We start from the raw sequence: 24302 nt of genomic DNA, 5'->3' as shown, positions 1-24302 counted from the left end.
GATGCTGGCCGAAGGTTTATTCGCTTTTGTTCCGCATGTCCTTCACACCGTGCCGCCGTTCCAGTTCCGCGAGCACCGCGCCAAACGAAATTCCCTGTTGTCTCAAAAGCACCAGCAAGTGGTATATCAGATCGCCCGCCTCGGCCACCAGTTCCCCGGCGTCAGGGTTCTTGCCCGCCACCACCACTTCGGTCGCTTCTTCACCGATTTTCTTGAGAATTTTATCAAGCCCTTTGTCAAACAGATAGGTCGTGTAGGCCCCTTCCGGCCGTTTCTCGTAACGGTCGGCGATCGTTTCGATCAGTTTCGCCAATATGGAAAAATCGGGCTTCCCTTCCACCGGACCGCTTCCCTCGGCAATTTCCTCATCCCCATACACCCGTTCAAAAAAACAGGTGTACGCTCCGGTGTGGCACGCGGCTCCGGTCTGTTCGACTTCCAACAGCAGCGTGTCCCGGTCGCAATCGCAGGCAATCCGCTTCACCCGTTGGAAATGGCCGGAGGTTGCTCCCTTGTTCCACAATTCGTTGCGGGACCGGCTCCAAAACCAGGTTTGTCCGGTTTCCAGCGTTTTCATCAACGATTCGCGATTCATATACGCAACCATCAAAACCGCTTTGCTGTCCGTATCCTGAATCACAGACGGAATCAAGCCCCGTTCGTCAAACCGGAGTTGTTCGATCCACTCCGCATTCTTCGATTTCAGCTCCACCGGACCGGCACCCCCCTTTGCTGCAAGTAGTTTTTGACTTCTCCGACAGACGTTTCCTTGAAATGAAAAATCGAGGCAGCCAGCGCCGCATCCGCTTTTCCCTCGGTGAACACATCGTAAAAATGCTCTTTCTTGCCGGCTCCCCCCGACGCAATCACCGGGATGGACACCGCCTCCGACACGGCCCGGGTCAACGGCAGGTCATAGCCGTCTTTTTGCCCGTCCTGATCGAAGGAAGTGAGCAAAATCTCGCCCGCCCCCAGCGCTTCCGCTCGTTTGGCCCATTCGACCACACGGATTCCCGTCGGCGTTCGCCCGCCGTGAATCAGGACTTCCCAATCGCCTTTGGCAGGGTCGTATTTGCCGTCGATGGCGACCACGATGCATTGCTGTCCGAACCGCTTCGCCCCTTCCGCGATCAGTTGCGGATTCTTGACGGCCGCCGTATTGATGGAGACTTTGTCGGCACCGGCTTTCAGGATCTCCCGGATGTCCTCGACCGAGGAAATGCCGCCGCCGACCGTAAACGGGATAAACACCTGTTCGGTCGTTCTGCGGACAATCTCCATCATGGTCGAGCGCCCTTCGACGGAAGCCGTGATATCCAGCAGAACCAACTCATCCGCCCCCGCTTCCTCATAGTAGGCGGCTAATGCCACGGGGTCGCCCGCATCCCGTTCGTTGGTCAAGAACGAAACATTTTTCACCACCCGGCCATTTTTCACGTCAAAACACGGGATGATGCGCTTTGTTAACATTCCGCTCCCCCTCCGCTATCAGTCAGGGCCTGCCTGACTTGGCCGATGGCGCTTTTCAGCTCGATGCTTCCGGCATACAGCGCTTTTCCAATGATCGCTCCGGCGACCCCCGCCGAGCGATACTTGACAAGTTCCAGCAGGTCTTTCGTTCCCCTGACGCCGCCCGACGCGATCACTTGCAGACCGGTCGCTTCCGCCAGTTCGATATTTGCAGCCAAATTGGGGCCCGCCAGCGTACCGTCCCGCGTGATGTCGGTAAAAATCACCCGGCTCGCTCCCCAGTCTTTCAGCTGCCGGCCGAGTTCGATCGCCGAGATGTCCGATGTTTCCAGCCAGCCGTTGACCGCCACCCAGCCGTTTTTCGCGTCGATGCCGATGACGATCTTCTCGCCGTATTCGGCCAACGCCTGTTTGACAAAATCGGGTTCCCGCACCGCAGCCGTCCCCAAAATGCAGCGTGCCACGCCCCGCGAAAAGAGGGTTTCCAGCGTTTCGCCGGTCCGGATGCCGCCGCCGACCTGCACCGGCACCGGGATGTTTTTGACGATCGCTTCGATAACGGGCCGGTTTTGCTGGGAGCCTTCTTTCGCGCCGTCCAAGTCCACCACGTGGATAAATTCGGCCCCCTGCTCCACCCACTTGCGGGCTACCTCGACCGGATTGTCGCTGTATACGGTTTTCTCTTCATAATCGCCGCGCAGCAGCCGGACCGCCTTGCTACCCAATATGTCGATCGCCGGATAGAGGATAAATTCCCTTTGGTGTTGGCTCATGTCAAGACTCCTTCCACGCACATCCTGCCGAAATTGTCCAGCATGCGCAGGCCGGCCGCCGAACTTTTCTCCGGATGGAACTGGATGCCGAAAATGTTGTCGCGAGCGACAACCCCCGGAACTTCTCCGTAGTAATCGCTGGTCGCCAGAATCACGCCGCGGTCGGCTGGATCGACCACATAACTGTGCACATAGTAGACATAATCTTCTTGTTTGACACCTTCAAGCAGCGGATGCTTCCGCTTGATCCGCAGGCTGTTCCAGCCGACCTGGGGAATTTTGAAATTGCCTTGAAACCGTTTCACATGGCCGGAAATCAGATCCAGCCCGCGATGATGGCCGTGTTCCTCCGATGTGCTGAACAGCAACTGCATCCCCAAACAGATTCCCAGCAGCGGTTTCCCCTGTTGGGCCGCTTGTTTGACCGCATCCGCCAAACCCGATTCCCGCAGGTGAAACATCGCGTCGCCAAACGCGCCGACCCCGGGCAGCACGACTCCGTTAGCCGCTTCCACATCCTGCCGCCGGCTGGTGATCGTCGCTCGATGTCCCACTTTTTCAAACGCTTTTTGCACCGACCGGAGGTTGCCCATGCCATAGTCGACAATCGCGATCATCAGAATCCTCCCATCAAAATGAAGTAAAAATCATCCCATCGGCACGCGGTTCATTCTAGCACCCCTTTGGTGGAAAGCACGCCCCGGATGTTCCCGTCTCTTCGCGCAGCTTCTGACAACGCCCCGGCAAAAGCCTTAAAAATCCCTTCGATCATATGGTGAGTGTTTGTGCCGTAATGCAGGTTGACATGCAGCGTGACACCCGCATTCGCCGCAAACGCCTGAAAGAACTCCCGCACCAGTTCCGTCTGGAAATTCCCCACTTTCTCCGCCGGAAATTCCGCGTTGAATACCAAATGGGAGCGGCCTGAGAGATCGACGGTAACCTGCGCAAGCGTCTCATCCATCGGCGTGAAACGGTTGCCGTAGCGACGGATGCCCGCCTTGTCACCGATTGCCTGTTTGAACGCCTGTCCCAGACAAATCCCGATATCCTCCACCGTATGGTGATCGTCGATCTCCGTGTCGCCTCTGGCCACAACAACCAAATCGAAGCCGGAATGTTTGGCGAACAGGTCGAGCATATGTTGCAAAAACGGCACCGGCAGCGACAAGTCGCTTTTCCCCTGCCCGTCAAGATTCAGCTTCAGGGAGATTTGGGTTTCCAACGTATCCCTTTTGATTTCACCGATCCGCGTCGTACTCATAACCGTCACTTTCCTTCCTTTTCCAGCCGGATGCGCACGGCGTTGGCATGCGCCGCAAGCCCTTCCGCTTCCGCCATGGCGATGATTTTGTGCCCGTGTTTCAACAAGGCGGTCTTGCTGTACCGGATCAACGACGTCTTCTTCAAGAAGTCGTCGACATTGAGCGGCGACGAAAAACGGGCCGTCCCCTCCGTCGGCAGCACGTGGTTGGTACCACAGTAGTAGTCGCCGACCGGTTCTGTCGAATAGGCGCCGACAAAAATGGCGCCTGCGTTGCGGATGCGACCGATCCAATCGTCCGGATTGGCGACGATCAGTTCCAGGTGTTCCGGCGCGACCCGGTTGGCCACATCGATCGCTTCCGCCAAATCCACCGTGACGACGATCGCCCCCATGTTGCGGATCGCGACTTCGGTCATCGCCCGGCGCGGCAGGACAGCCAGCTGCCGTTCGAGAGCATGGGCCGTTTTTTCAGCCAAATCGCGGCAGGGCGTTACCAGAATCGCCTGCGAAGTTTCCCCGTGCTCCGCCTGTGACAGCAAATCCGCCGCCACATACTCCGGATCCGCGGTATTGTCCGCGACCACCAATATATCGGACGGACCGGCGATGCTCTCGATGCTGACTTTGCCGAACACCGCCTGTTTCGCAAGGGCCACAAAAATATTACCGGGCCCTACGATTTTGTCGACAGACCGGATCGACTCGGTGCCGTACGCAAGAGCGCCGATCGCCTGCGCACCGCCCACCCGGTACGCTTCCGCAATCCCCAGTTCCCGTAAAGCGACAAGAACTCCCGGATGCACGTTTCCTTCCTTATCTGGCGGCGTCACGACGACAATTTCCGGGACGCCTGCCACAAGCGCCGGTATCACGTTCATCAGAACGGTTGACGGATAGGCGGCCGTCCCCCCCGGCACATACACCCCCACCCGCTGCAAAGGCCGGATCAACTGCCCCAGCGTGGTTCCTTCTTCATCGAGCAGCATGTAGGACTGCCGCCGCTGCGCTTCATGATAGCGGCGAATGTTTGCAATCGCGCCGCGGAGGGCCTCCACGAAGCCGGTTGTCACTTTTCCGTAAGCATCGGCATAAGCGCTTTCCGGAACCCGGAAGTCTTCCAGATCGACGCCGTCAAAACGCCGGGTTAACGCCCGCAGCGCCTGATCGCCATGCCGGCGGATCTGTTGCAGAATATCTTGCACAATTTCCCGTTCTTTCCCGTAAGGTTCCACCGCTTCCCGTTTCAACGAGAAATCTTTCGCTTCCACAATGCGTATCATGCCCGTGCCCCCTTTCCGATCCCCTGTTGCACCGTCTGTTTGGCGACTTGCCTTAACCGTGCCACCAGACTGTCGATCTGTTCGCTTTTCAGCCGGAAACTCATGCGGTTCGCCACGACGCGGGTCGAGATTTGTCCGATCTCTTCGTGAATCGCCAGCCCGTTCTCGGCGAGTGTCCGCCCGGTCTCAACGAGATCGACGATGCGGTCCGCCAGTCCGATCAGCGGCGCCAATTCCACCGACCCGTTGAGGAAGATCACTTCCACCTGCCTGCCCTGATTGCGAAAATAGTCGGTTGCAATCCGCGGGTATTTGCTCGCCACCCGGCTGACCATCCCGCCTTTCGCTTCCGGCAGCCCGCATACGCACATCCGGCAGCAGCCGATCCCAAGATCCAGGAGTTCATACAGATCGCGCCCCGCTTCCAGCAATACGTCCTTGCCCACGATCCCGACATCCGCCACCCCGTATTCCACATAGGTGGGAACATCCACCGGTTTCGCAAGTATGTACCGGATTGAGCGATCTGGCGTTTCCAGGATCAGTTTGCGCGAATCCTCAATGTCTTCCGGAACGGGAATGCCCGCTTGCCGCAACACCCGCAGAGTATCTGTCATGATGCGTCCTTTTGACAGGGCAACCGTCAACCATTGATCCTCTTTCGCCATCACCGGGATCCTCCCCTCTCCGTCCGAAACGCTTGATAGAATTCGCCCAGCCGTTCGTCTTCCGTTTCCAGGACGGCTGACCGCAGGCGAATCGTTTGCGAACCTGCAAGATTCGGAAGCGGTTTTTGATCCCTGACACAAAAAGTCGAAACCAAAATCTCCCGTCTCCTCAAAAATGCGGCAAACTGCAGGGCAGTCTCCCGGTCCGCCGGTTCGTAACACAGCAGGTAACGCTGCCGGGCAGCAAAAGTCCCTTTTTTCTCCAGAATCTCAAGCACCCGTTCGATTCCGACAATAAACCCTGTCGCGGGGGCCTTGCGTCCGAATTTTTCAAGCAGGTCATCGTAACGGCCGCCTCCGCAAACCGGGAATCCCATCATGGGGGCATATCCTTCAAACACGGCTCCGGTGTAATAATTCAGTCCCAAAAGCAAGCTAAGATCGATTTGAACGAAATCCGTAACGCCGTGAATGTCCAAGACCCGCCAGATGTCCTCCAAATTCCGCAAAGCATCCAGCGCTTGCGGACTGCGCGTCAGTTCCCTCGCCTTTTCGAGGATTTCGACGCCGCCGTGCAAACGGGGAACCTGCAGTAAAATCGCGGAAACGGGTTCCGCCAGTTCCGTTTCCACCGCCCGCTCGTACGCCACATAATCTTTTTCCGCCAGAGCGTTTCTAAGCTTTTCCCGGACCGTTTCATCCGCCACATGTTCCGCAAATAAACCGTGCAAAAATCCGACTTGTCCAAGCGCCAGCCGGAACCCTTCCAGTCCGATCTCCTGCAGGGTGGAAACCGCCAGAGCCAGCATCTCGGCGTCCGCATCAGGCGACGCGTCGCCGATCAACTCGACACCCGCCTGCGTAAATTCCGTATCCCGGCCCGCCACCAGTTCCTGCTGGCGAAAAATATTCGCCGTATAAGACAGGCGGAGAGGCAACGGCGAATTTTTCAGCAAAGAGGCGGCCACCCGCGCAATCGGTGCCGTCATGTCCGCGCGTAAAGCGACCGTCCGGCCCGACCGGTCGACAAATTTAAAAACCCGGTCTTCCGCCCCGCGAATCCCGGTCTGAAACGTGTCGATATATTCGAACGTCGGCGTGATGATCTCACGATAGCCCCAACGGGCGAAATTCTCGGAAATCTCGCGCTCGACCTGCCGCTTGTTCGCTGCCGTATCCGGCAGGAAGTCCCGAACCCCCTGCGGTTTTTCGAATAATAAAGGCTTTTGCATGTCCCGTCCCACCCACCTGCGCTTTAGTCTGCTAATATACTAAAGTGTACCTACAAATGTTAGCACGTGTCGAAAGATCTGTCAATGGATTCTGAAAGAATCTGAATTGTAGTACACTACGCGCACTACCGGTTGCGGCATGCCGACGAAAAAAATTATGGCTCTTGCGGTTCGCGAATGATGCGGACCGGATTGCCCGCCGCAAACGCCCCGGGCGGAATATCGCGGTTGACAAGCGATCCCGCCCCGATGACGGCTCCGTCCCCGATGGTGACGCCCGGCAGGATCGTTGTATTGGCGCCGATCATCACCCGGTTGCCGATGATCACATCGCCAAGACGGTATTCTTCGATCAAATATTCATGGGCCAGAATCGTGCTGTTATAGCCGACGATCGAATTGCTGCCGATCTGAATCCGCTCGGGAAACAGAATGTCCAGCATCACCATCAAGCCGAAAGCGGTCTGTTCCCCCACCCGCATGCCGAGAAACGTCCGGTACAGCCAATTTTTCACGCTGAGAAAAGGGGTATAGCGGGCGATTTGAATCACGATAAAATTGCGCGTCACCTTCCAGAAAGAAACCGTCTTGTACAATTGCCAAAGCGCATTGGGTCCCTGCACCGGATACCGTTCCGTCTTTCTCATGACTTCCCCCGTACAATTTCCAGTAGTTCCGCCCGGAATGTCAAACGGTGCGGTTTTGGTTTTACTTCCCTTTAGTGATTGCAAGCTGCTGCTCCTCCGCCCGTTCACGCCACACGCGGGACAACACCGCCGTTATCGCCACACCGGCGGCCAACCGGGTTCCGAATAACAGCCAGGCGTTCACCCCAAGCGGGACAAACAGCAAGGTATCCTCGACCACAGCATGGCACAAAATCAGGAAAACAAACATCAGATAAAGCTCCCGGCGGGTAAAATTCTCCTCCCGGGTAGCCTGCAGGATCACCCCCGCACCATACGCCAAGCCGAAAAAGAACCCCGCCAGGAGCGGAACCGACGCTTTCTCCGGCAGCCCCAATACCCCTGTGACGGGACGCATCCAACCGGCCAAACGGTCCAAAAACCGGATTTCCTTAAAAACTTGAATGACAAGCATTAACGGAACGACAATCACCGTCAACTGCCAAACGCTCGCCCACGCTTTACCTGCGATTTCAGCCAGAAAGGACGCGGTATCCATGTTCCAAAAATACGGGTCGAACGCCACCTGACCCGCTGTCCCGGACACACCGCCGGAACCTGCCGGCATCAGCAGCCGGATCGCCGCCGCAGCAAGCAACGCGGTCCCGATGCGAATCAGGCAAATGGCGGCGGCTGACAGCCCGGTGCGTTTTGATACTGCCGTCTCCACCAGCAAATTGTGGGCAAAGCTTAGCATCACCGCCAGCACAAAGATTGCATGGGAACTCAGCGGCAGCACAAACATCGCGCCGATCGCGGCGTACAGGTTTAAAATAAAACCAAGCGCCAGCACGACCGCCGCCTCTCCCGGCAATCCGAACCAGTTCATCAACGGCTCGAACAAGGCCACAAACCACCCGATCACCGGTGTATGCTTCAGCACGGTTACCGTCACCGTAACGGGAACAATCACTTTCCCGAGTACCCACGCGGTCTTGAATCCCGACTTGATTCCACGCATCCAAACGCCTTGATCCATTTCGCTCTCTCCCGTTGTTTCAATTGGAACAATTATAACAAAAAAAGAGCCTCCTATGGCAAACGGCGCAACACGCCGCCTTCTCCATACGGGGCTGCTTTTTGTTTCTCACATATACGGAGCGGGGTTTACTGGAACGCCGTTGACGCGCACTTCATAGTGCAGATGCGGGCCGGTCGAATCGCCCGTCGAGCCGACCCGGCCGATCATGTCTCCCTTGCTGACCTGTTGGCCGGCTGACACTCCAATGGAGGACAAATGTCCGTAGATGCTCATCACACCGTTTCCGTGGCTGATCCGGATCACTTTGCCGTACCCGCCATCCCAACCGGCATAGATCACTCTTCCGTTATTGGAAGCATAGACGGGCGTGCCGATCGGAGCGCTGATATCAACCGCCAAATGCTGGCTGCGTCCCCGCCATTCGCCGTAAGTCGATGAGACGCTGCGGGATGCGACCGGCCATACCCAGGCGCCGGACGCCTCTGTCGGAACCTTTGTTCCCCGCGCAACCACTTTGTCGACTTTTTCTTTGATTACCTGTTCGGAAAGGACCACTTCCGCGTAAACCTTCCCGTTTTTCTTGCGAATCTGGACCCGCTGGAACTTTTCTCCCGCTTGTCCTTCGGTGATCACCCGCTCTTCCCCTTTGTTCAGGGAGGCGTCCTCCCGATATACCGTTTCATACTCATACGGAACGGTTCGTGCAACCTCTTCGACCGTTTCCACCGCTACCAGCGGCTCCACCGCACTGATCGAGATCTGTTCGCCTTCTTGCAGCTCATTCTCGTTGGTGATTTGCGGATTTGCCGCTTTCAGCTTTTCAACGGTCATCTGATTGCGCATCGCGATCGCCCAGAGGGAATCGCCGCGTGACACCAGGTACTTTTTCGGCTTCTCCTTGCCTTCCAGCAAAACCGTGACCGCCGACTCCACCGAGCGAACCTCGTCTCTATTGACACGCATCGTCAGAAAATCAACAGTTTGCATGATTTTCACTTCTTTGACGGCATTGTCACCAGAGGCGAATTTCGCTTTAATTGCTTCAATTACTGCTTGTGCCGAGGCCATATCCGGAACCGCAACGGCATTTTGACCGTCAACCCGGATCATCACCGCTTTGACCCGTGGATGGATTGCATCGGCAATCGCTTGCGAAATGCCCGTTTCCGAAGTTTCTCCTTCCGACCGTTGATGCACCGGCACCAGTGCAACGGCTGCTTCGAATTTGTCGCCAAAAGAGGAAATTTTATCGTATACCCACTTGGGATCTTTCACAATGCCGACATATTGTCCATCCACATACACCTTGTAGCAAAGTTTCGTCTTGCCGACCATATGCTGGATGCCTGCGGCACCGAGCGCCGCCATGGCAACCAATACCGCTGCAGTCGCCGTCTTCCGGGCCGTAAACGTCCGATTGATCTGCTTTTTTATTTCCCGGACGAGGGTTTGGGCGTCCAACCGGTTCAGTTGGTCGAGGGTATAATGTTTATTGGCGGCAACAATCGTCCGAAGATGTGTGTGCCACTCCGAATAAAAATCGGCCATGCCTCCTCCTCCTTTAGCTACTAAACTATATGTACACCAAGAATTTTTTATTCGATAGAAACCGACTCTTTCCTGCACAAAAAATATTTCAATTTCGTTACAGAAGTGTCGAAAAAAATTGGACGCCACCCGTTTGCAGGCATCCCCTTTCTGACCGCGTTTAATGGTGTTCTTGTTCCGCGATGGCGTGCAACAGTTTTTCCGACAGGTCTTTGGCAGCATTGTAGCCCATTCTTTTGAGGCGCTGGTTCATTGCGGCCACCTCGATCAGGACCGCCAAGTTGCGCCCCGGCATGACAGGGAGTGTGACACAAGGTAACTCAGTGTCAAGAATGCGGGTGGTGTTATCGTCCAGACCCAGACGGTCAACCTGCATGTCTTCCTTCCACATCTCCAGGCGAATCACAAATTCGATCTGTTTTCGCGTCCGAATCGCTCCCGCCCCGAACAGCGTCATGACGTTCAGAATACCGAGCCCCCGGATTTCCAGCAGATTTTTCAACAGTTCGGGAGATTCCCCGACCAGAATTTCGTCTTCAACCTGACGGATTTCAACCGCATCGTCCGCGACCAGCCGATGGCCGCGCTTGATCAGTTCCAGGGCGGTCTCGCTTTTCCCGATGCCGGACGGTCCCATAATCAGGATTCCAATTCCGTACACATCAACCAATACCCCGTGCACCTGGGTCTCCGGCGCCAGCTTTAAATCGAGAAAGCGCTGCAACCGTCCGGACAGCTTGGTTGTGCCGAATTTTCCCCGCAAAACCGGCAAGCCGTACCGGCTGGCGGTTTCCAACAGAATATCGGGTACCGTTTGCTCTCTTGAAACGACAATACAGGGAGTTTGCGCGAACTGGCAAAGTGCGTCGGCCCGTGCCTGTTGCTCGTGCTTGTGCATCGAATTGAAAAAGGCCAGCTCCGTTCTCCCCAACAATTGCACCCGCTCAGCCGGATGGTAGATGAAAAATCCGGCCAGAGCCAGGCCCGGCCGGTTGATGTCGCTGACGGTGATCTCCCGGCTAATGTCAGCCCCCGGATTCAGCAGGGTGAGATCGAACTCTTCGATTAAAGTTTTGGTCTGTATCGATTTGTACACGCGATCCACCTCAAAAATAACTTTGATTCGCCCGTCACACTGCCAGGATAAACCGTTCCAACGCTTCCGCCACGCCGTCTTTTTCGTGATGCCCCGTCACATAATCGGCAATTTGCCGAATGGCGACAGGCGCATTTTCCATGACGATTCCCAGTCCCGCGTACTCGATCATGTCGAGGTCGTTGTAACTGTCGCCTATCGCGATAATCTGTTCGCGGGAGATTCCAAAACGGCGCGTGAGAAAGTCAAGCGCCTGTCCCTTCGTCGCTTCCGGGTGCGTCACTTCAAGAAAATAGGGTTTAGATTTGAACACATTTGCCTGTTTTCCCACAAGGGCCTTAACCTCATGCGCAAATTCGTCCAAAAATTCCGGGTCTCCCGCATAGAGAACCTTCGGCACGCCGCGGTCCGCGATCTCTCTCAAATCGGCGACTTCATAAGATACGCCCGTTAATTCCGTATAGGCGCGCACTTCCTTATTTTCATGCTGTGTGTAAAGAGTATCGTTGGCATACGCCTGGATGTGGACGCCTCGCTGCTCGGCCAGACAAATGGCCGCATGGGCAATATCGGGAGCAAGCAGTTTTTCGTACATCACTTCACCGTTTAACGCCGTTTTGATCAACGCTCCCTGATACGTGATCAACGGCACGTCCAATTGCAACTGACGGGCAAACCGTCGGGCGGACGCATACATCCGCCCCGTCGCGATCGTGACGATAACGCCTTGTTCGACAACCCGGCATATCGTCTCCCTATTGCGTTCGGAGATCGTCAAATCTTCACGCAGCAGCGTATCGTCCAAATCAATGGCCACCAATTTGTACGGGCTGTTGTTCTTCGCCGTTGTCTTACCCATGCTGCTTCACCCACTCCACCGTTTTCCGCAATCCGTCATGGAGTTCCGTTTGCGGACTCCATCCCAGCACACTGCGGATTTTTTCATTCGCCAGCGTCGAGTGTTTGATATCGCCGGGTCTTTCCGGTCCGTATTGCGGCTCGATCTGTATGCCCAGGATACCGATTAAAGTTGAAAACAGTTGATTCAGGTTCACGGCGGTCGCCGTAGAGACGTTGAAAACCTGACCGCCCCCTTTGGCAAGCGCCATAAGATTGGCTTTCGCCACATCCTCCACATATACGTAATCCCTGGTGTCACTTCCGTCTCCGTTGATGGTCGGCACCCGGCCCTTGCTCAAAGCGTCGGTGAAAATCGCAATCACTCCGCTTTCCCCTTTCACCGGTTGGCGGGGGCCGTAAACGTTGCTGTAGCGCAGGATGGAATATTCGATTCCGTACAGTTCGGAATAGATTCGCAAATACTCCTCCGCCGTCTTTTTCGTCAATCCGTAAGGCGACAGCGGAACCAGCGGATGTTCTTCCGGAATCGGCAACCGGACCGGGGTGCCGTACACGGCGGCGGACGACGCAAAAACCATTTTTCCTACCCGGTGCTTCCGGCACGCTTCCAGCAACCGGACCAGCCCTTCCAGATTGACCCGCAGATCATGGAGCGGGTCCTGAATCGAGAGCGGCACGCTTACCTGCGCCGCCTGATGAATCACTGCATCAAACCGCTCTCTGGCAAAAAGCGGCTCGAGATCGGAACTCACATCCTGCACGACAAGCGGCACACCGGCGGGAAGATTGCGGCGATCCCCGGTAACCAGGTTGTCGAGCACGACGACTTCATGCCGGTGTTCCAGCAATTGGTCCACAATGTGGGAGCCGACAAATCCGGCTCCCCCGGTAACAAGCACTTTCAAAATTGAATCCCCCGTTCGTTTCCCGCATGGTTTATTTAAATATATCGAACTTGCAACCAAAAGAAAAGACGGCCTTTGAACCGTCTTCTTCGGGAGCGGAACACCGCCACCCTCACATTTTAAACTTGCCGACCAACGCCTGCAGCTCTTCCGCCATTTTTGACAGCGATGCCGACGAAGAGGCGATTTCCTGCATCGCCGCCAGTTGTTCCTCGGCGGCAGCCGACACGTTTTGCGTGCCCGCTGCGGTGGTTTCGCTCACTTCCGCAATAACCCCCACCGAACGGACGATCTGCTCGGTTCCTCCGGACAATTGTTGGACAGCGGCGGTGACGGTTTGAATCTGTTCCGTCACTTCCTCTACCAATTGCCGGATCTTCGCAAACGCATCGCCCGCCGAACCGACGGCCCCCATCCCTGCAGATACCTCTTTGGCCGTCGCCTCCATCGTCACTACAGCTTTGCCGGTGTCGGCCTGGATCGCAGTGATGATGTCCGTAATCTTCATGGCGGATTCCGCCGATTGCTCCGCCAGTTTTCTCACTTCGTCGGCGACGACTGCAAATCCGCGCCCGTGTTCGCCCGCCCGTGCCGCTTCAATCGCCGCGTTTAAAGCGAGCAGGTTCGTCTGCCCGGCGATGCCGGTGATCACTTCCAGAATCTGCCCGATTTCCTGCGAACGTTCGCCCAGGTCTTTGACCACCTGCGACAACTCGCCGACCGAACTGGTGATCAGATTCATCTGTTCGATCACCGTGTCTATCGCCCGCCTGCCTTCCGCCGACATTTCGGACGCTTTCAGGGCCATGGAGGAAACGTTCTGCGAGTTGACGGCGATTTGCTGTACCCCGTCCGACATTTCACGGATCGCGCGGGACGTGTTGTCGACGCTTTGCACCTGTTTGTCGGCTCCTTCCGCCACTTCCTGAATTGCGTGGGAGATTTGTTCGGTCGCCCTGCCGCTCTGTTCCGAACTTGCCGCCAATTGTTCGGCGGCGGCGGCGACTTGCTGGGAACTGAGCGCCACTTGCCCCACAATCTCCTTCAGATTGCCGATCATAACATTGAAGCCCCGGGCGAGTTGGCCGATTTCGTCTTTGTTTTTGATCGCCACCGGTTCAACGGTCAAGTCGTTGCCAGCCACGCGCCGGACTTGGTCCGCCAACATGTTGACCGGTTTGGTGATGCGCCCCGCAGACCACAACGCCACAACCGCCCCGATGGATGTGGAGACTGCAAGCGTGGCGAATAGAAGCTGCAGGATCTTGTCGGCGCCGCTGTTGTAATCCTGCATGTAAGATCCGGCACAGACGATCCAACCCCAGTTCGGGTCCATTTCCGAATAGACGATTTTGGGCGCAATCGCGTTCGGATCGTTCGGCAACGCAAATTTGTAATAGGTGTAACCGCCGCCGCTTTTCGCTTTCTCGACGAAGTCGCGGGCGTAATAAAATCCGTCCGCGTCTTTTTTGTCCCACAAATTGCTTCCTTCCATACTGGGGTGTGCCACCAGCGTACCTGCCGCATCACACGCAAAAAAATAACCGTTTGCACCGAGATCGAATTTTTTGTTGATAGGGCGTTTTCCGTCTTGTTTCGGTCCCAACAGTTTTTCCTTGACCATTTCTTGCGCGTCTTCCAGCTTCAGCGAGCCGTTTTTCACCTGTCTGTCGAGAGAATCAATCATGGAGAGGACGAGGCGGACATCGTTTTTCAATTGAATCTTGCCGGATTGGTCCAACTCTTGTTTGGCGAGTCGATAGCTGACAGTTCCAATGATGACGCTAGGGACGATCAGCAACAGCAGACACATGGCGATCAGCTTGGTACGCAGTTTGTTCCATAACTTCAACTATAATAACCCCCAAAACAGAATTTAATTTTAATTCAATATTAATTATATTTAACTAATCTTATTTGAGGCTTTGCGGCATAACCGGATGTCCAAAAAAGAACCCCTGTCCATAAGTCACACCCAATTCCCTTAAAACGTCCTTCTGGGTTTCCCTTTCAACGCCTTCCGCAATCAGTTCGGTTTGAACTTTCTCCGCGAATGCAACCATGCCCTCAACCAGTCTCCTGGCTTGATCCGTCTGATCAACACGAAGAACGATACTGCGGTCGAGCTTGATAAAATCCGGCTGCAACGCTTCAACCAACCACAGGTTTGAAAAGCCTCCGCCAAAATCATCAATCGCGATCTTCATCCCCTGCTGCCTGAATGTCGCGAGCAACCGCTGCAAAGACGCGGAACAGACAACGGGGGATTGCTCGGTGATTTCCAACACCAATTGCTGCGCCGGAACACCCAGATCCGCCATGTCTTCAAAAATGAATTCCGCTTGCAACGACAAAGGATGGCAGTTGAGAAACAAAAGGGAATTTTTTGGCAATAAAACCGCTTCGCGAATCGCGATCATTCTCGCTTGATAATCCAGCAGCACCTGCTCTTCTTCTGTCGTTTTGAACAATACCGAAGGCATCACTTCTTCCCCCGAAGCCGTCTTGCCACGAATCGTCGCTTCATATCCAAAATCCGTTGCCGGCTCCGTCAATTTCACAATCCGTTGGTAAAAAGGAACCAATTGCACATGCTCCATGCTGAATGTTCCATTCATTTTTTCACCTCAACTGACAAGCACTCACGCAACCCCACATGCTTTTGGTACTCTACAAGGAGGAAATCCAGTTGGACGCTTAAACGGTAAATGTCCGGATCGGAAAACGATTTTTTGGTCTGAAAATCCTGATGGAGCTGCCGCCGCAATATCTCAATCTTTTTTTTCAGTTGTTTCAGATTCTTCTGGCTGTCCAACACAATTTCCCTCACCGTCACAAACCGGCATTGCACAGCCTTTATAATAGGTCGTACAATGCGAGTTGTCCGACATGACACAGGGAGGCAAACGAAGAATGAAACGGCAAAATCTTCTACCGGTCCAAATGATTCAGCATGCGGGACATGCTGCCAGGCACAAAGACGAACAGGTCGTTCGTATGTTTTTGGGTACACTTCGTTCACCCTATACCCGCCGAAACTATGGTAGGGCCATAGAGCAATTCCGGCGGTTTATTTCCTTTAAACCGCTGCATGAAGTCACATGGCGGGAGATTGAAGTGTACAAAATCGCATTGGAGCAAGGGTTTCTGAATAAAAACGGCAACCCGCCTTCCCCTGCTACAGTCGCAAATCTGATCGCCGCCTTGCGTTCTCTGTATCAATGGGGGAGCGATCCGAATATCGGCATTTTTCCCCATAATCCGACAACTCCAGTGCAAATCCCTAAAATACCGGTCACCAGCAAAAATCATTTCTTGACCAAGCGAGAGGTTGCACAACTGTTGAACCAACTTAAGAAACAAGGCCAACGTGACTTTCTGATCGGACTTACTCTTGTATTGTTGGGGCTGCGAGTTTCGGAGTTAATTTCTATTCGCTGGGAACATTTTCATGCAGACCCGGCGGAAAGTTCCATTTGGTTGTCCATCCCGATGGGAAAAGGCGGAAAACAGCGTGAAGTCAAAGTACCGCAATCATTGTGGAACATGTATCAAAAGTTTTTGCTGGCATCGCGGCAATCGGGGGAAAGCAAAATCATGGACCAACGGCTGTTTCCTTTAACCGCCAGACATGTGGAGCGAATTATTCAAAAAGCGCGGGAACAAAGCAATCTGTTGAAAAAGGTGACGCCGCATTGGCTACGTCATACGAATGCCACACTCGCTTTATTGCATGGGGCTTCCTTGCAACAAGTGCAGGAAAATCTCGGACATGCCCATATCAATACCACCCAACGCTATCTTCACACTGTGGAACAAATAAAAAAAGCAGCCCCCGACTATGTGGAAGACTGTTTAAAAGATATTTATTTAAATTAACTTTCAAAATCGGTAGTTATTTTTTTAGCTTTCGACTATAATATTTAGTTGTTGGTTATTATCAAATTTTGTCGGACAACTCGCATTGTACGACCTATTATCTCCTAAGAGAAACCTCGTTTGTATGCTCCTTTGGCAATTTTTATCGTAACTTGAAAAGAAAAAAGCCCATAATAAAGGACGCCAACCGAAGTTGTGCGTCTCTTCTCACCGTAAGACAACATGTTCCACCAGTGGAACGCCTTTTATGCCGTCCCTTCTGTTATAACCATCCGCAGCTTGGCTTTTATCGGCCAAATTGGCTCAAAACCGACGAGACAACCGTCAACACAATCGCTCCGAAAAATGCCGCAAAAAAACCGTGCACCTCAAATCCCGGCGTCAGCCAGTCCACAACCTTCAGCAGCAGAGCGTTCGTCAGCAGCCCGAAGATCCCCAACGATAAGATATTGACCGGCAGCGTCAAAAGTTTAATAACCGGTTTGATCGTCGCATTTACGATCCCGAGCACCAGTCCTGCCCAGAGGGCGGCCATCACCCCGTCCGTACCGGGCGCAAACGAAATGCCCTCAAACAACCCTGCCACCAGCAGAAGTGCCAGGGCATTCAGCAAAATTCTGGCGAAAATGTTCATGCCGGCCACCTCCTACGCCTCGGAAGGGATGATGATCATCAACAGGATATAAACCAAAATACCGGAAAAAGCGGTCAAAACTGCCAACGCCACATACGCCACCCGGACGACCGTCGGATCCAGGTTAAAATATTCCGCCAACCCTCCGCAGACTCCGGCTATCATGCGTTCCCTGCGGGATCGAACCAGTTTTTTCACAAACATCTCCCTTTCCGCATCCACTTCCATTATGGATGCGCATAGTGGCTTCTGTCGATTTACGATACAGCCGCTCCGGCTTTTGCTTCGGATTTTTCTTTTGCACGCCGCTTGTCGCGCTCCAGAATCGGCCCGAGAAACGCACCCGTATGAGAGGCTTTGACTTTCGCGACTTCTTCCGGGGTGCCCACCGCGACCACCGTACCTCCCCGGTCGCCGCCTTCCGGCCCCAAATCGATCAGATAATCCGCCGTCTTGATCACATCCAAATTATGCTCGATCACCACTACGGTGTCCCCTGCATCCACAAGGCGCTGCAGCACCTGCAGCAAACGTTCGATATCGGCGGTATGCAAGCCGGTGGTCGGTTCATCCAGAATGTACATCGTGCGGCCGTTGCTGCGGCGATGCAATTCGGATGCCAACTTCACCCGCTGCGCTTCTCCCCCGGACAACGTGGTCGCAGGTTGGCCCAGGCGGATATAGCCGAGACCGACGTCGTACAGCGTTTGTAATTTGCGTTGGATTCGCGGCACGTTTTTGAAAAACTCCAGCGCATCTTCAACTGTCATATCCAACACGTCCGCGATGCTCTTGTTCTTGTATTTCACTTCCAGCGTTTCCCTGTTATAACGGCGTCCCTTGCATACCTCGCACGGAACATACACGTCCGGCAGGAAGTGCATCTCGATCTTGATGATCCCGTCACCGCGGCACGCCTCGCAGCGCCCCCCCTTGACGTTGAACGAAAACCGGCCCTTTTTGTAGCCGCGGATTTTCGCCTCATTGGTCGTTGCAAACACGTCGCGAATATCGTCAAAAACCCCGGTATAGGTGGCCGGATTGGAACGCGGCGTGCGACCGATGGGAGACTGGTCGATATCGATCACCTTGTCCAGATGTTCAAGGCCGGTGATTTTCTTATGGGCGCCCGGCTTGGTTCTCGCTCCGTTCAATTGCTGGGCCAGCGCTTTGTGCAAAATCTCGTTCACCAGCGTCGACTTTCCGGATCCCGACACACCGGTTACACAGGTGAAGACGCCGAGCGGGAATTTCACCGTGATGTCTTGCAAGTTGTTTTCCGTCGCACCCTGGACTTCAATCCATTTGCCGTTCGGTTTGCGCCGCTGCTCCGGCACCGGAATCATCTTCTTGCCGGACAGGTACTGGCCGGTCAAGGAATTTTCGTTTTCCATCACTTCTCGCGGCGTACCCTGGGCGACGATCTGCCCGCCGTGAATCCCCGCACCCGGTCCGATATCGATGATATAGTCGGACGCCAGCATCGTGTCTTCGTCATGTTCCACCACGATCAACGTGTTTCCGAGATCGCGCATGTGTTCCAGCGTTCGGATCAAGCGTGCGTTATCCCGCTGATGCAGCCCGATTGACGGTTCGTCCAGCACATAAAGCACTCCCGTCAAAGCGGAACCGATCTGGGTGGCCAGACGAATCCGCTGCGCTTCCCCGCCGGACAACGTTCCGGCCGCCCGGCTCAGATTCAGGTAATCCAACCCCACATTCCGCAGAAACCCGAGACGGGATTTGATCTCTTTCAGAATCAGGCGGGCAATCGTTTCCTCTTTTTCCGTCAGTTTCAGATTCTCGAAATATTCCAGAGCTTCGTTGACGGACAAACGCGTAACTTGAGCGATATTGCGGCCGTTGATCCGCACGGCCAACACCTCGGGTTTCAAGCGGTCGCCGTTGCATGCCGGGCAGGGCTTTGCGCTCATAAACTCTTCGACAAATTCTCGCACATAATCGGAAACCGTTTCCCGGTAGCGCCTTTCCAGGTTCGGGATCAATCCTTCAAAGAACACTTCCGCCACTTTTGTCTGGCCGAAATCATTGTCGTACTGAAAGCGGATTTTTTCGCCGGGAGCCCCGTACAGCAGTTTGTCCAGTTTCTCCTGCGGAATCTTCCCGACGGGAATGTCCATTGGAATGCCGAAATGTTTGCAAGCTGACGCCAAGAGCTGCGGGTAGTAGTTGGAAGCCGTACCCGACCACGGCACAAACGCTCCTTCCGCCAGCGTCTTGGTTCGGTCGGGGATCACCAAATCGGGATCCACTTCCATGTTCGTACCGAGTCCGGAACAGGTTTCGCACGCCCCGTACGGCGAATTGAACGAGAACATGCGCGGACTCAACTCCTCGACCGAGAATCCGCATTCCGGGCACCCCAGATTTTGCGAAAAAACCATCTCTTCCCCGCCGACCACTCCGACTGTCACAGTGCCGCCCGACAGGTTTAACGCAATCTCCAGCGAATCGGCCAGGCGGGTTTCGACGCCGGCTTTGACGACAATCCGGTCGACAACCGCTTCAATCGTGTGTTTTTTGTTTTTTTCGAGCACGATTTCGTCCGACAAATCGCGGATCTCACCATCGACTCGAACACGGACAAACCCTTGCTTCCCAATATCTTCCAATAGTTTGGCGTGTTCTCCCCTGCGCCCTCTGATCAGCGGCGCGAAGATCTGAATCTTCGTCCGCTCCGGCAGTTCCAGAATGCGGTCGACCATTTGCTCCACCGTTTGCGACGAAATCGGGATGTTGCAGTTCGGACAAAAAGGTTGCCCAATCCGCGCGAACAGAAGGCGCAAATAATCGTAAATTTCCGTTACCGTTCCGACCGTGGACCGGGGGTTGCGGCTCGTCGTCTTCTGGTCGATTGAGATCGCCGGCGACAGCCCGTCGATGGAATCGACATCCGGCTTATCCATCTGCCCGAGAAACTGCCGGGCGTAAGCGGATAATGATTCCACATACCGGCGCTGGCCTTCCGCATAGATCGTGTCGAACGCCAAAGAAGATTTTCCCGATCCGCTGAGCCCGGTCAAAACTACCAGTTTGTCCCTTGGAATCTGCACATCGATATTTTTGAGATTATGTGCGCGTGCTCCCTTTACCACAATATATTGTTGTGCCATAAAGATCTCCTTTTCCGCACGTTTCTACATTTCCCGGGAAAAACGTCGAAAGCGAATGAACGAGTGTCGAAACGCAGTCTCACGAGGCCGACAATTCAAGTATGATATCGCGCAGTTCGGCGGCCCGCTCGAACTGCAGCGCTTTTGCTGCTTCTTTCATCTCTTTTTCGAGCGTCTTGATCAGTTGTTCGCGATCTTTCTTGGACATCTTGTCAACGCTCTTCCTCAGGTTGTATTCGGCCTTCGATTCGGCCGCCCTCGTTGCTTCGATCACCTCGCGGACCGCTTTACGAACCGTTTGCGGCGTGATCCCGTTCCGCCTGTTATACTCTTCCTGGATCGTACGGCGCCGGTTTGTCTCGTCAATCGCAACCCGCATCGATCTGGTGATCATATCGGCGTACATGATCACATGCCCGTCCGCATTGCGTGCCGCCCGTCCGATCGTCTGAATCAGCGAACGCTCCGCCCGCAAAAATCCTTCCTTATCCGCATCCAAAATGGCGACCAGGGAAACTTCGGGCAAATCCAAACCCTCGCGGAGCAAGTTGATCCCGATCAGCACATCGAACACGCCCATGCGCAAATCGCGCAGGATCATCATTCGCTCCAGCGTCTTGATGTCCGAATGCAAATATCTCACTTTAATTCCGATATCTTTCAGGTAATCGGTGAGATCTTCGGCCATCTTTTTCGTAAGGGTGGTCACCAGCACGCGTTCATCCCGCTTCACCCGCTTGTTGATTTCGCCTACAAGATCGTCTATTTGGCCTTTTATCGGCCGCACGTCGATTTTCGGATCGACAAGCCCCGTCGGGCGGATAATCTGTTCGACAACCTGATCCGCACGCTCCAGTTCATAATCCCCCGGCGTTGCGGACACGTAGATCACCTGATGGACCCGCGCTTCAAACTCTTCAAATTTGAGTGGCCGGTTGTCGGCGGCAGACGGCAGACGAAAACCGTGTTCGATCAACGTCAGTTTACGGCTGCGGTCCCCGTTATACATGCCGCCGATTTGCGGCACCGCGACATGGGACTCGTCGATGATCAGCAGGAAATCTTTCGGAAAATAGTCGAGCAGCGTATTCGGCGGGGAACCCGCAGGCCGTCCTTCGAGGTGACGCGAGTAGTTCTCGATTCCCGAACAGAAACCGATCTCTGCCAGCATCTCCAAATCATAGTTGGTCCGTTGTTCCAGCCGCTGCGCTTCCAAGAGTTTTCCAGAGGAACGCAGCTCCGCCAGCCGCTCCGCCAGTTCCGCCCGGATGCTTGCGATGGCTCGCTCCATCTTATCGCCGGAGGTCACGAAGTGAGACGCCGGGAAAATCGCAACGTGCTGGCGCGTTCCCACGATTTCGCCGGTCACCACGTCAATCTCCGTGATCCTGTCAATCTCATCTCCGAACAGTTCCACGCGAAACGCTCTTTCACTTCGCGAAGCCGGAAAAATTTCCAAAACATCCCCGCGGACCCGGAACGTACCCCGGACAAAATTGATGTCGTTTCGTTCGTATTGCATTTCGACAAGTTTGCGCAGGATGTCGTTTCTCGGTTTTTCCATCCCAACCCGGAGCGACAACACATGCGCGGCGTATTCGACCGGACTCCCCAAACCGTAAATCGAGGAAACGGAACCCACCACAATCACATCGCTTCGTTCCAGTAACGAACTTGTGGCGGAGTGCCGCAACTTATCGATTTCATCGTTGATTTTCGCGTCCTTTTCGATATATGTGTCGGAGGACGGGATGTAAGCCTCCGGTTGGTAGTAGTCGTAGTACGAAACAAAATATTCCACCGCGTTGTTCGGAAAAAATTCTTTGAACTCGGCGGCAAGCTGTGCGGCCAATGTCTTGTTCGGCGCGAGGACAAGGGTCGGTTTGTTTACTTTGGCGATGACATTCGCCATCGTAAACGTTTTGCCGGAACCGGTCACACCCAGCAACACCTGATGTTTGTACCCGTTTTGCAGCCCTTCCACCAGCGCTTCAATCGCTTTTGGCTGATCGCCGCGCGGAGCGTATTCGGACTTTAGCTCAAAGATTCCCTTCCGTTCCGCCATCATTCTCACCCTTTCCGTAACCTGCATGATACTAAATTCCCCCCAAGCAGGATAACATAACATTTTTATGTAAGAATACCCCCACAACCATTCACGAACTTATGTTCCATTGTATCGAAAGAATCGCCGAAAATCCAGCGGAACGTGTAGAAACGGGATACACGGCAAAAACCTTCCCGCTGTTGAATCGACACGTGCAGACGGTCAAATCGTGCGGAAAGGTTCCAAAACGCTTTTCATCGTTTGCATCAGTTATATCAGTTGACCGGGTTTCTCAGGATGATGACATTGACCCGCCGGTTGGCCGCACGGCCTTCCGGTGTATTGTTGTTTGCCACCGGACTGTACTCCCCGTACCCGGTCACCGTCATCAGTTCCGGTTTGACTTCTTGGCTTTGGAAATAATAAAGCACATTTAACGCTCTTGCGGTTGACAAATCAAAGTTGGAACGGAACTGCGCATTGTGAATTGGCACATTGTCCGTATGGCCTTCAATCGAAATTTTATTCGGCAGCGCCTTCAGAAATGGCGCGATGCCGGACAGTATTTTTTCCGCTTCCGGTTTCAGCGTCGCCGAACCCGTGTCGTACAAGGCCACGTCGCGCAAAGTGATCTGTACGCCTTTCGCGGTCATTTCGACCATGATTTTGTCGCTGAGCCCGTTTTGTTGGACATGTTGCCTCAGTTTTTGCTCCGCGTCCTTCAGGCGCTGGTTCTCTTCCGCCATTCTCCTGTTTGCTTCCAGCGTTTCCTTGTCGATGGACTTCCCCGCTTCGTTCGGCTCTCCCGACGATTTTTCAAATTTCGTCTGCATCACTCCGGTTGAACCTTCGTAGAACGACTGATTCAGCGAAACGGCTAAGCGCTCATATTTGGTCATATCGATTTTTGACATCGCATACAACACGACGAAAAAAATCATGAGCAATGTGATAAGATCCGCGTATGTCAACAGCCAACGCTCAAGATTTTCATGCGTGCCCGCGTGGTTCTTACGCCGTCTCGACATCCGCCCCGCCTACCTCTCGCCCGGCTGCCTCTCCGCTTTTCGTGCGGTTTGCGGGCGCCAGGAACACCTTCAGTTTTTGGGAGAGAATATTCGGGTTCTCACCCGCTTGGATCGACAAGATTCCTTCAATCATCAGTTCACGGATCATAACTTCCTGTTTGCTGCGAATTTTCAATTTGTTGGCAATCGGCAACCACATGATATTGGCGGAAGCGACACCGTACAACGTGGCAATAAAGGCGACTGCAATCGCGGGACCGAGCTTGCTCGCGTCTTCCAGGTTGGATAATACGTGAACCAAGCCCATGACGGTTCCGATAATCCCCATTGTCGGCGCGAAACCGCCGGCTTGCTCAAAGAGCGCCGCCCCTTTGGAATGGCGCTCCTCAATAAACGAAAGTTCCGTTTCCATGATGCTGCGCACCAATTCGGGGTCCACGCCGTCGACGACCAATCGGACGCCGTTTTTGAAAAATTCGTCTTCGTAAGTCTCGATCTTTTCTTCCAGCGCCAGAATCCCTTCCCGCCGCGCAATCGTCGCCAGCGAGACCAACTCGTCGATGACTTCCAACGGATCGCGCGGTTTGTGAGTAAATGCGATTTTTAAAATTTTCGGCACTTGCTTCAATTGTTCCAGCGGAGTGCTCACCGTAAGCGCGGCTGCCGTGCCGCCGAAAACGATCATCGCGGCTGTCAGCTGGAACAACGAACCGATGTGTCCGCCTTCCATGACAAACGCGCCGACCAAAAAGCCTACGCCGGCGATCAAGCCCAGGATTGTTGTTAGATCCATTTCTGCTTCCTCCCGTTGC

Annotated in this window: 24 protein-coding genes; 1 reads left to right on the top strand and 23 read right to left on the bottom strand. The window is 54.4% G+C overall.

From position 1 onward, the window contains the following. Positions 1-16: 16 nt before the first annotated feature. The 17 genes from hisIE to AC4ED1_RS10100 all read right to left on the bottom strand — a co-directional run bounded on the left by hisIE (position 17) and on the right by AC4ED1_RS10100 (position 15586). Positions 17-712: a bifunctional phosphoribosyl-AMP cyclohydrolase/phosphoribosyl-ATP diphosphatase HisIE gene (gene hisIE, locus AC4ED1_RS10180; RefSeq protein ID WP_490938222.1), complete on the bottom strand. Its 696-nt coding sequence runs from the start codon at positions 710-712 to the stop codon at positions 17-19. Beyond that, positions 703-1470: an imidazole glycerol phosphate synthase subunit HisF gene (gene hisF / locus AC4ED1_RS10175; RefSeq protein ID WP_490938220.1), complete on the bottom strand. Its 768-nt coding sequence runs from the start codon at positions 1468-1470 to the stop codon at positions 703-705. The genes hisIE and hisF overlap by 10 nt, the downstream gene beginning before the upstream one ends. Continuing rightward, positions 1464-2243: a 1-(5-phosphoribosyl)-5-[(5-phosphoribosylamino)methylideneamino]imidazole-4-carboxamide isomerase gene (gene hisA, locus AC4ED1_RS10170; protein ID WP_490938218.1), complete on the bottom strand. Its 780-nt coding sequence runs from the start codon at positions 2241-2243 to the stop codon at positions 1464-1466. The genes hisF and hisA overlap by 7 nt, the downstream gene beginning before the upstream one ends. After that, a complete protein-coding gene (gene hisH, locus AC4ED1_RS10165; RefSeq protein ID WP_490938216.1) occupies positions 2240-2860 on the bottom strand; it encodes an imidazole glycerol phosphate synthase subunit HisH in 621 nt (206 codons plus the stop codon). The genes hisA and hisH overlap by 4 nt, the downstream gene beginning before the upstream one ends. A 50-nt stretch (positions 2861-2910) precedes the next feature. Next, positions 2911-3507, bottom strand: a complete 597-nt coding sequence (gene hisB, locus AC4ED1_RS10160) for an imidazoleglycerol-phosphate dehydratase HisB (protein ID WP_490938214.1) — start codon at positions 3505-3507, stop codon at positions 2911-2913. A 5-nt stretch (positions 3508-3512) separates the two neighbouring features. Beyond that, positions 3513-4790, bottom strand: a complete 1278-nt coding sequence (hisD, locus tag AC4ED1_RS10155) for a histidinol dehydrogenase (protein ID WP_490938212.1) — start codon at positions 4788-4790, stop codon at positions 3513-3515. After that, a complete protein-coding gene (gene hisG, locus AC4ED1_RS10150) occupies positions 4787-5458 on the bottom strand; it encodes an ATP phosphoribosyltransferase (protein ID WP_490938210.1) in 672 nt (223 codons plus the stop codon). Before hisG ends, hisD begins: the two co-directional genes overlap by 4 nt. Beyond that, positions 5458-6690 carry an ATP phosphoribosyltransferase regulatory subunit gene (hisZ, locus tag AC4ED1_RS10145; protein WP_490938208.1) on the bottom strand — a complete coding sequence of 411 codons (1233 nt, stop codon included), beginning with the start codon at positions 6688-6690 and terminating at the stop codon, positions 5458-5460. Before hisZ ends, hisG begins: the two co-directional genes overlap by 1 nt. A 155-nt stretch (positions 6691-6845) precedes the next feature. Then, positions 6846-7337: an acyltransferase gene (locus AC4ED1_RS10140; RefSeq protein WP_490938206.1), complete on the bottom strand. Its 492-nt coding sequence runs from the start codon at positions 7335-7337 to the stop codon at positions 6846-6848. 61 nt (positions 7338-7398) lie between these two features. After that, the gene (locus tag AC4ED1_RS10135) at positions 7399-8355 is read right to left on the bottom strand and encodes a nucleoside recognition domain-containing protein (protein ID WP_490938204.1); all 957 of its coding nucleotides are present in this window, start codon (positions 8353-8355) and stop codon (positions 7399-7401) included. Positions 8356-8463: 108 nt separating this feature from the next. Further along, complete coding sequence (locus AC4ED1_RS10130) at positions 8464-9906, bottom strand: peptidoglycan DD-metalloendopeptidase family protein (RefSeq protein WP_490938202.1); 1443 nt, start codon at positions 9904-9906, stop codon at positions 8464-8466. Between the two features lie 160 nt (positions 9907-10066). Next, entirely contained in the window at positions 10067-11002 is a 936-nt protein-coding gene (gene hprK, locus AC4ED1_RS10125) for an HPr(Ser) kinase/phosphatase (protein WP_490938200.1), read from the bottom strand. 34 nt (positions 11003-11036) lie between these two features. After that, complete coding sequence (locus tag AC4ED1_RS10120) at positions 11037-11861, bottom strand: Cof-type HAD-IIB family hydrolase (protein ID WP_490938198.1); 825 nt, start codon at positions 11859-11861, stop codon at positions 11037-11039. Continuing rightward, complete coding sequence (locus AC4ED1_RS10115; RefSeq protein ID WP_490938378.1) at positions 11854-12762, bottom strand: NAD-dependent epimerase/dehydratase family protein; 909 nt, start codon at positions 12760-12762, stop codon at positions 11854-11856. Before AC4ED1_RS10115 ends, AC4ED1_RS10120 begins: the two co-directional genes overlap by 8 nt. A gap of 118 nt (positions 12763-12880) precedes the next feature. Next, entirely contained in the window at positions 12881-14620 is a 1740-nt protein-coding gene (locus tag AC4ED1_RS10110) for a methyl-accepting chemotaxis protein (RefSeq protein ID WP_490938196.1), read from the bottom strand. A gap of 61 nt (positions 14621-14681) precedes the next feature. Beyond that, positions 14682-15386, bottom strand: a complete 705-nt coding sequence (locus tag AC4ED1_RS10105; protein WP_490938194.1) for an EAL domain-containing protein — start codon at positions 15384-15386, stop codon at positions 14682-14684. Beyond that, entirely contained in the window at positions 15383-15586 is a 204-nt protein-coding gene (locus AC4ED1_RS10100; protein ID WP_490938192.1) for an aspartyl-phosphate phosphatase Spo0E family protein, read from the bottom strand. The genes AC4ED1_RS10105 and AC4ED1_RS10100 overlap by 4 nt, the downstream gene beginning before the upstream one ends. 95 nt (positions 15587-15681) lie before the next feature. On the opposite strand from AC4ED1_RS10100, the gene AC4ED1_RS10095 reads away from it, so the two are divergent. Then, entirely contained in the window at positions 15682-16647 is a 966-nt protein-coding gene (locus AC4ED1_RS10095; protein ID WP_490938190.1) for a tyrosine-type recombinase/integrase, read from the top strand. 286 nt (positions 16648-16933) lie between these two features. Here AC4ED1_RS10095 and AC4ED1_RS10090 read toward each other — a convergent pair whose 3' ends face one another. The 6 genes from AC4ED1_RS10090 to AC4ED1_RS10065 form a co-directional block, all read right to left on the bottom strand. Next, positions 16934-17281 (bottom strand): phage holin family protein, encoded by a 348-nt coding sequence (locus tag AC4ED1_RS10090; protein ID WP_490938188.1) that lies wholly within the window; start codon positions 17279-17281, stop codon positions 16934-16936. A gap of 12 nt (positions 17282-17293) precedes the next feature. Further along, on the bottom strand, positions 17294-17485 hold the full coding sequence (locus tag AC4ED1_RS10085; protein WP_490938186.1) for a PspC domain-containing protein: 192 nt from the start codon (positions 17483-17485) through the stop codon (positions 17294-17296). A gap of 53 nt (positions 17486-17538) precedes the next feature. Further along, the gene (gene uvrA, locus AC4ED1_RS10080; RefSeq protein WP_490938184.1) at positions 17539-20415 is read right to left on the bottom strand and encodes an excinuclease ABC subunit UvrA; all 2877 of its coding nucleotides are present in this window, start codon (positions 20413-20415) and stop codon (positions 17539-17541) included. 79 nt (positions 20416-20494) lie between these two features. Next, complete coding sequence (uvrB, locus tag AC4ED1_RS10075; RefSeq protein WP_490938376.1) at positions 20495-22480, bottom strand: excinuclease ABC subunit UvrB; 1986 nt, start codon at positions 22478-22480, stop codon at positions 20495-20497. Positions 22481-22737: 257 nt separating this feature from the next. After that, complete coding sequence (locus AC4ED1_RS10070; RefSeq protein ID WP_490938182.1) at positions 22738-23490, bottom strand: flagellar motor protein MotB; 753 nt, start codon at positions 23488-23490, stop codon at positions 22738-22740. Further along, the gene (locus AC4ED1_RS10065; protein ID WP_490938180.1) at positions 23474-24283 is read right to left on the bottom strand and encodes a flagellar motor protein; all 810 of its coding nucleotides are present in this window, start codon (positions 24281-24283) and stop codon (positions 23474-23476) included. Before AC4ED1_RS10065 ends, AC4ED1_RS10070 begins: the two co-directional genes overlap by 17 nt. Between the last annotated feature and the right edge of the window lie 19 nt (positions 24284-24302).

This window comes from Effusibacillus sp. SKA8 (assembly GCF_058273125.1).
The sequence above is the reverse complement of the archived record's forward strand: the minus strand, read 5'-3'. Positions and strand labels throughout refer to the sequence as shown.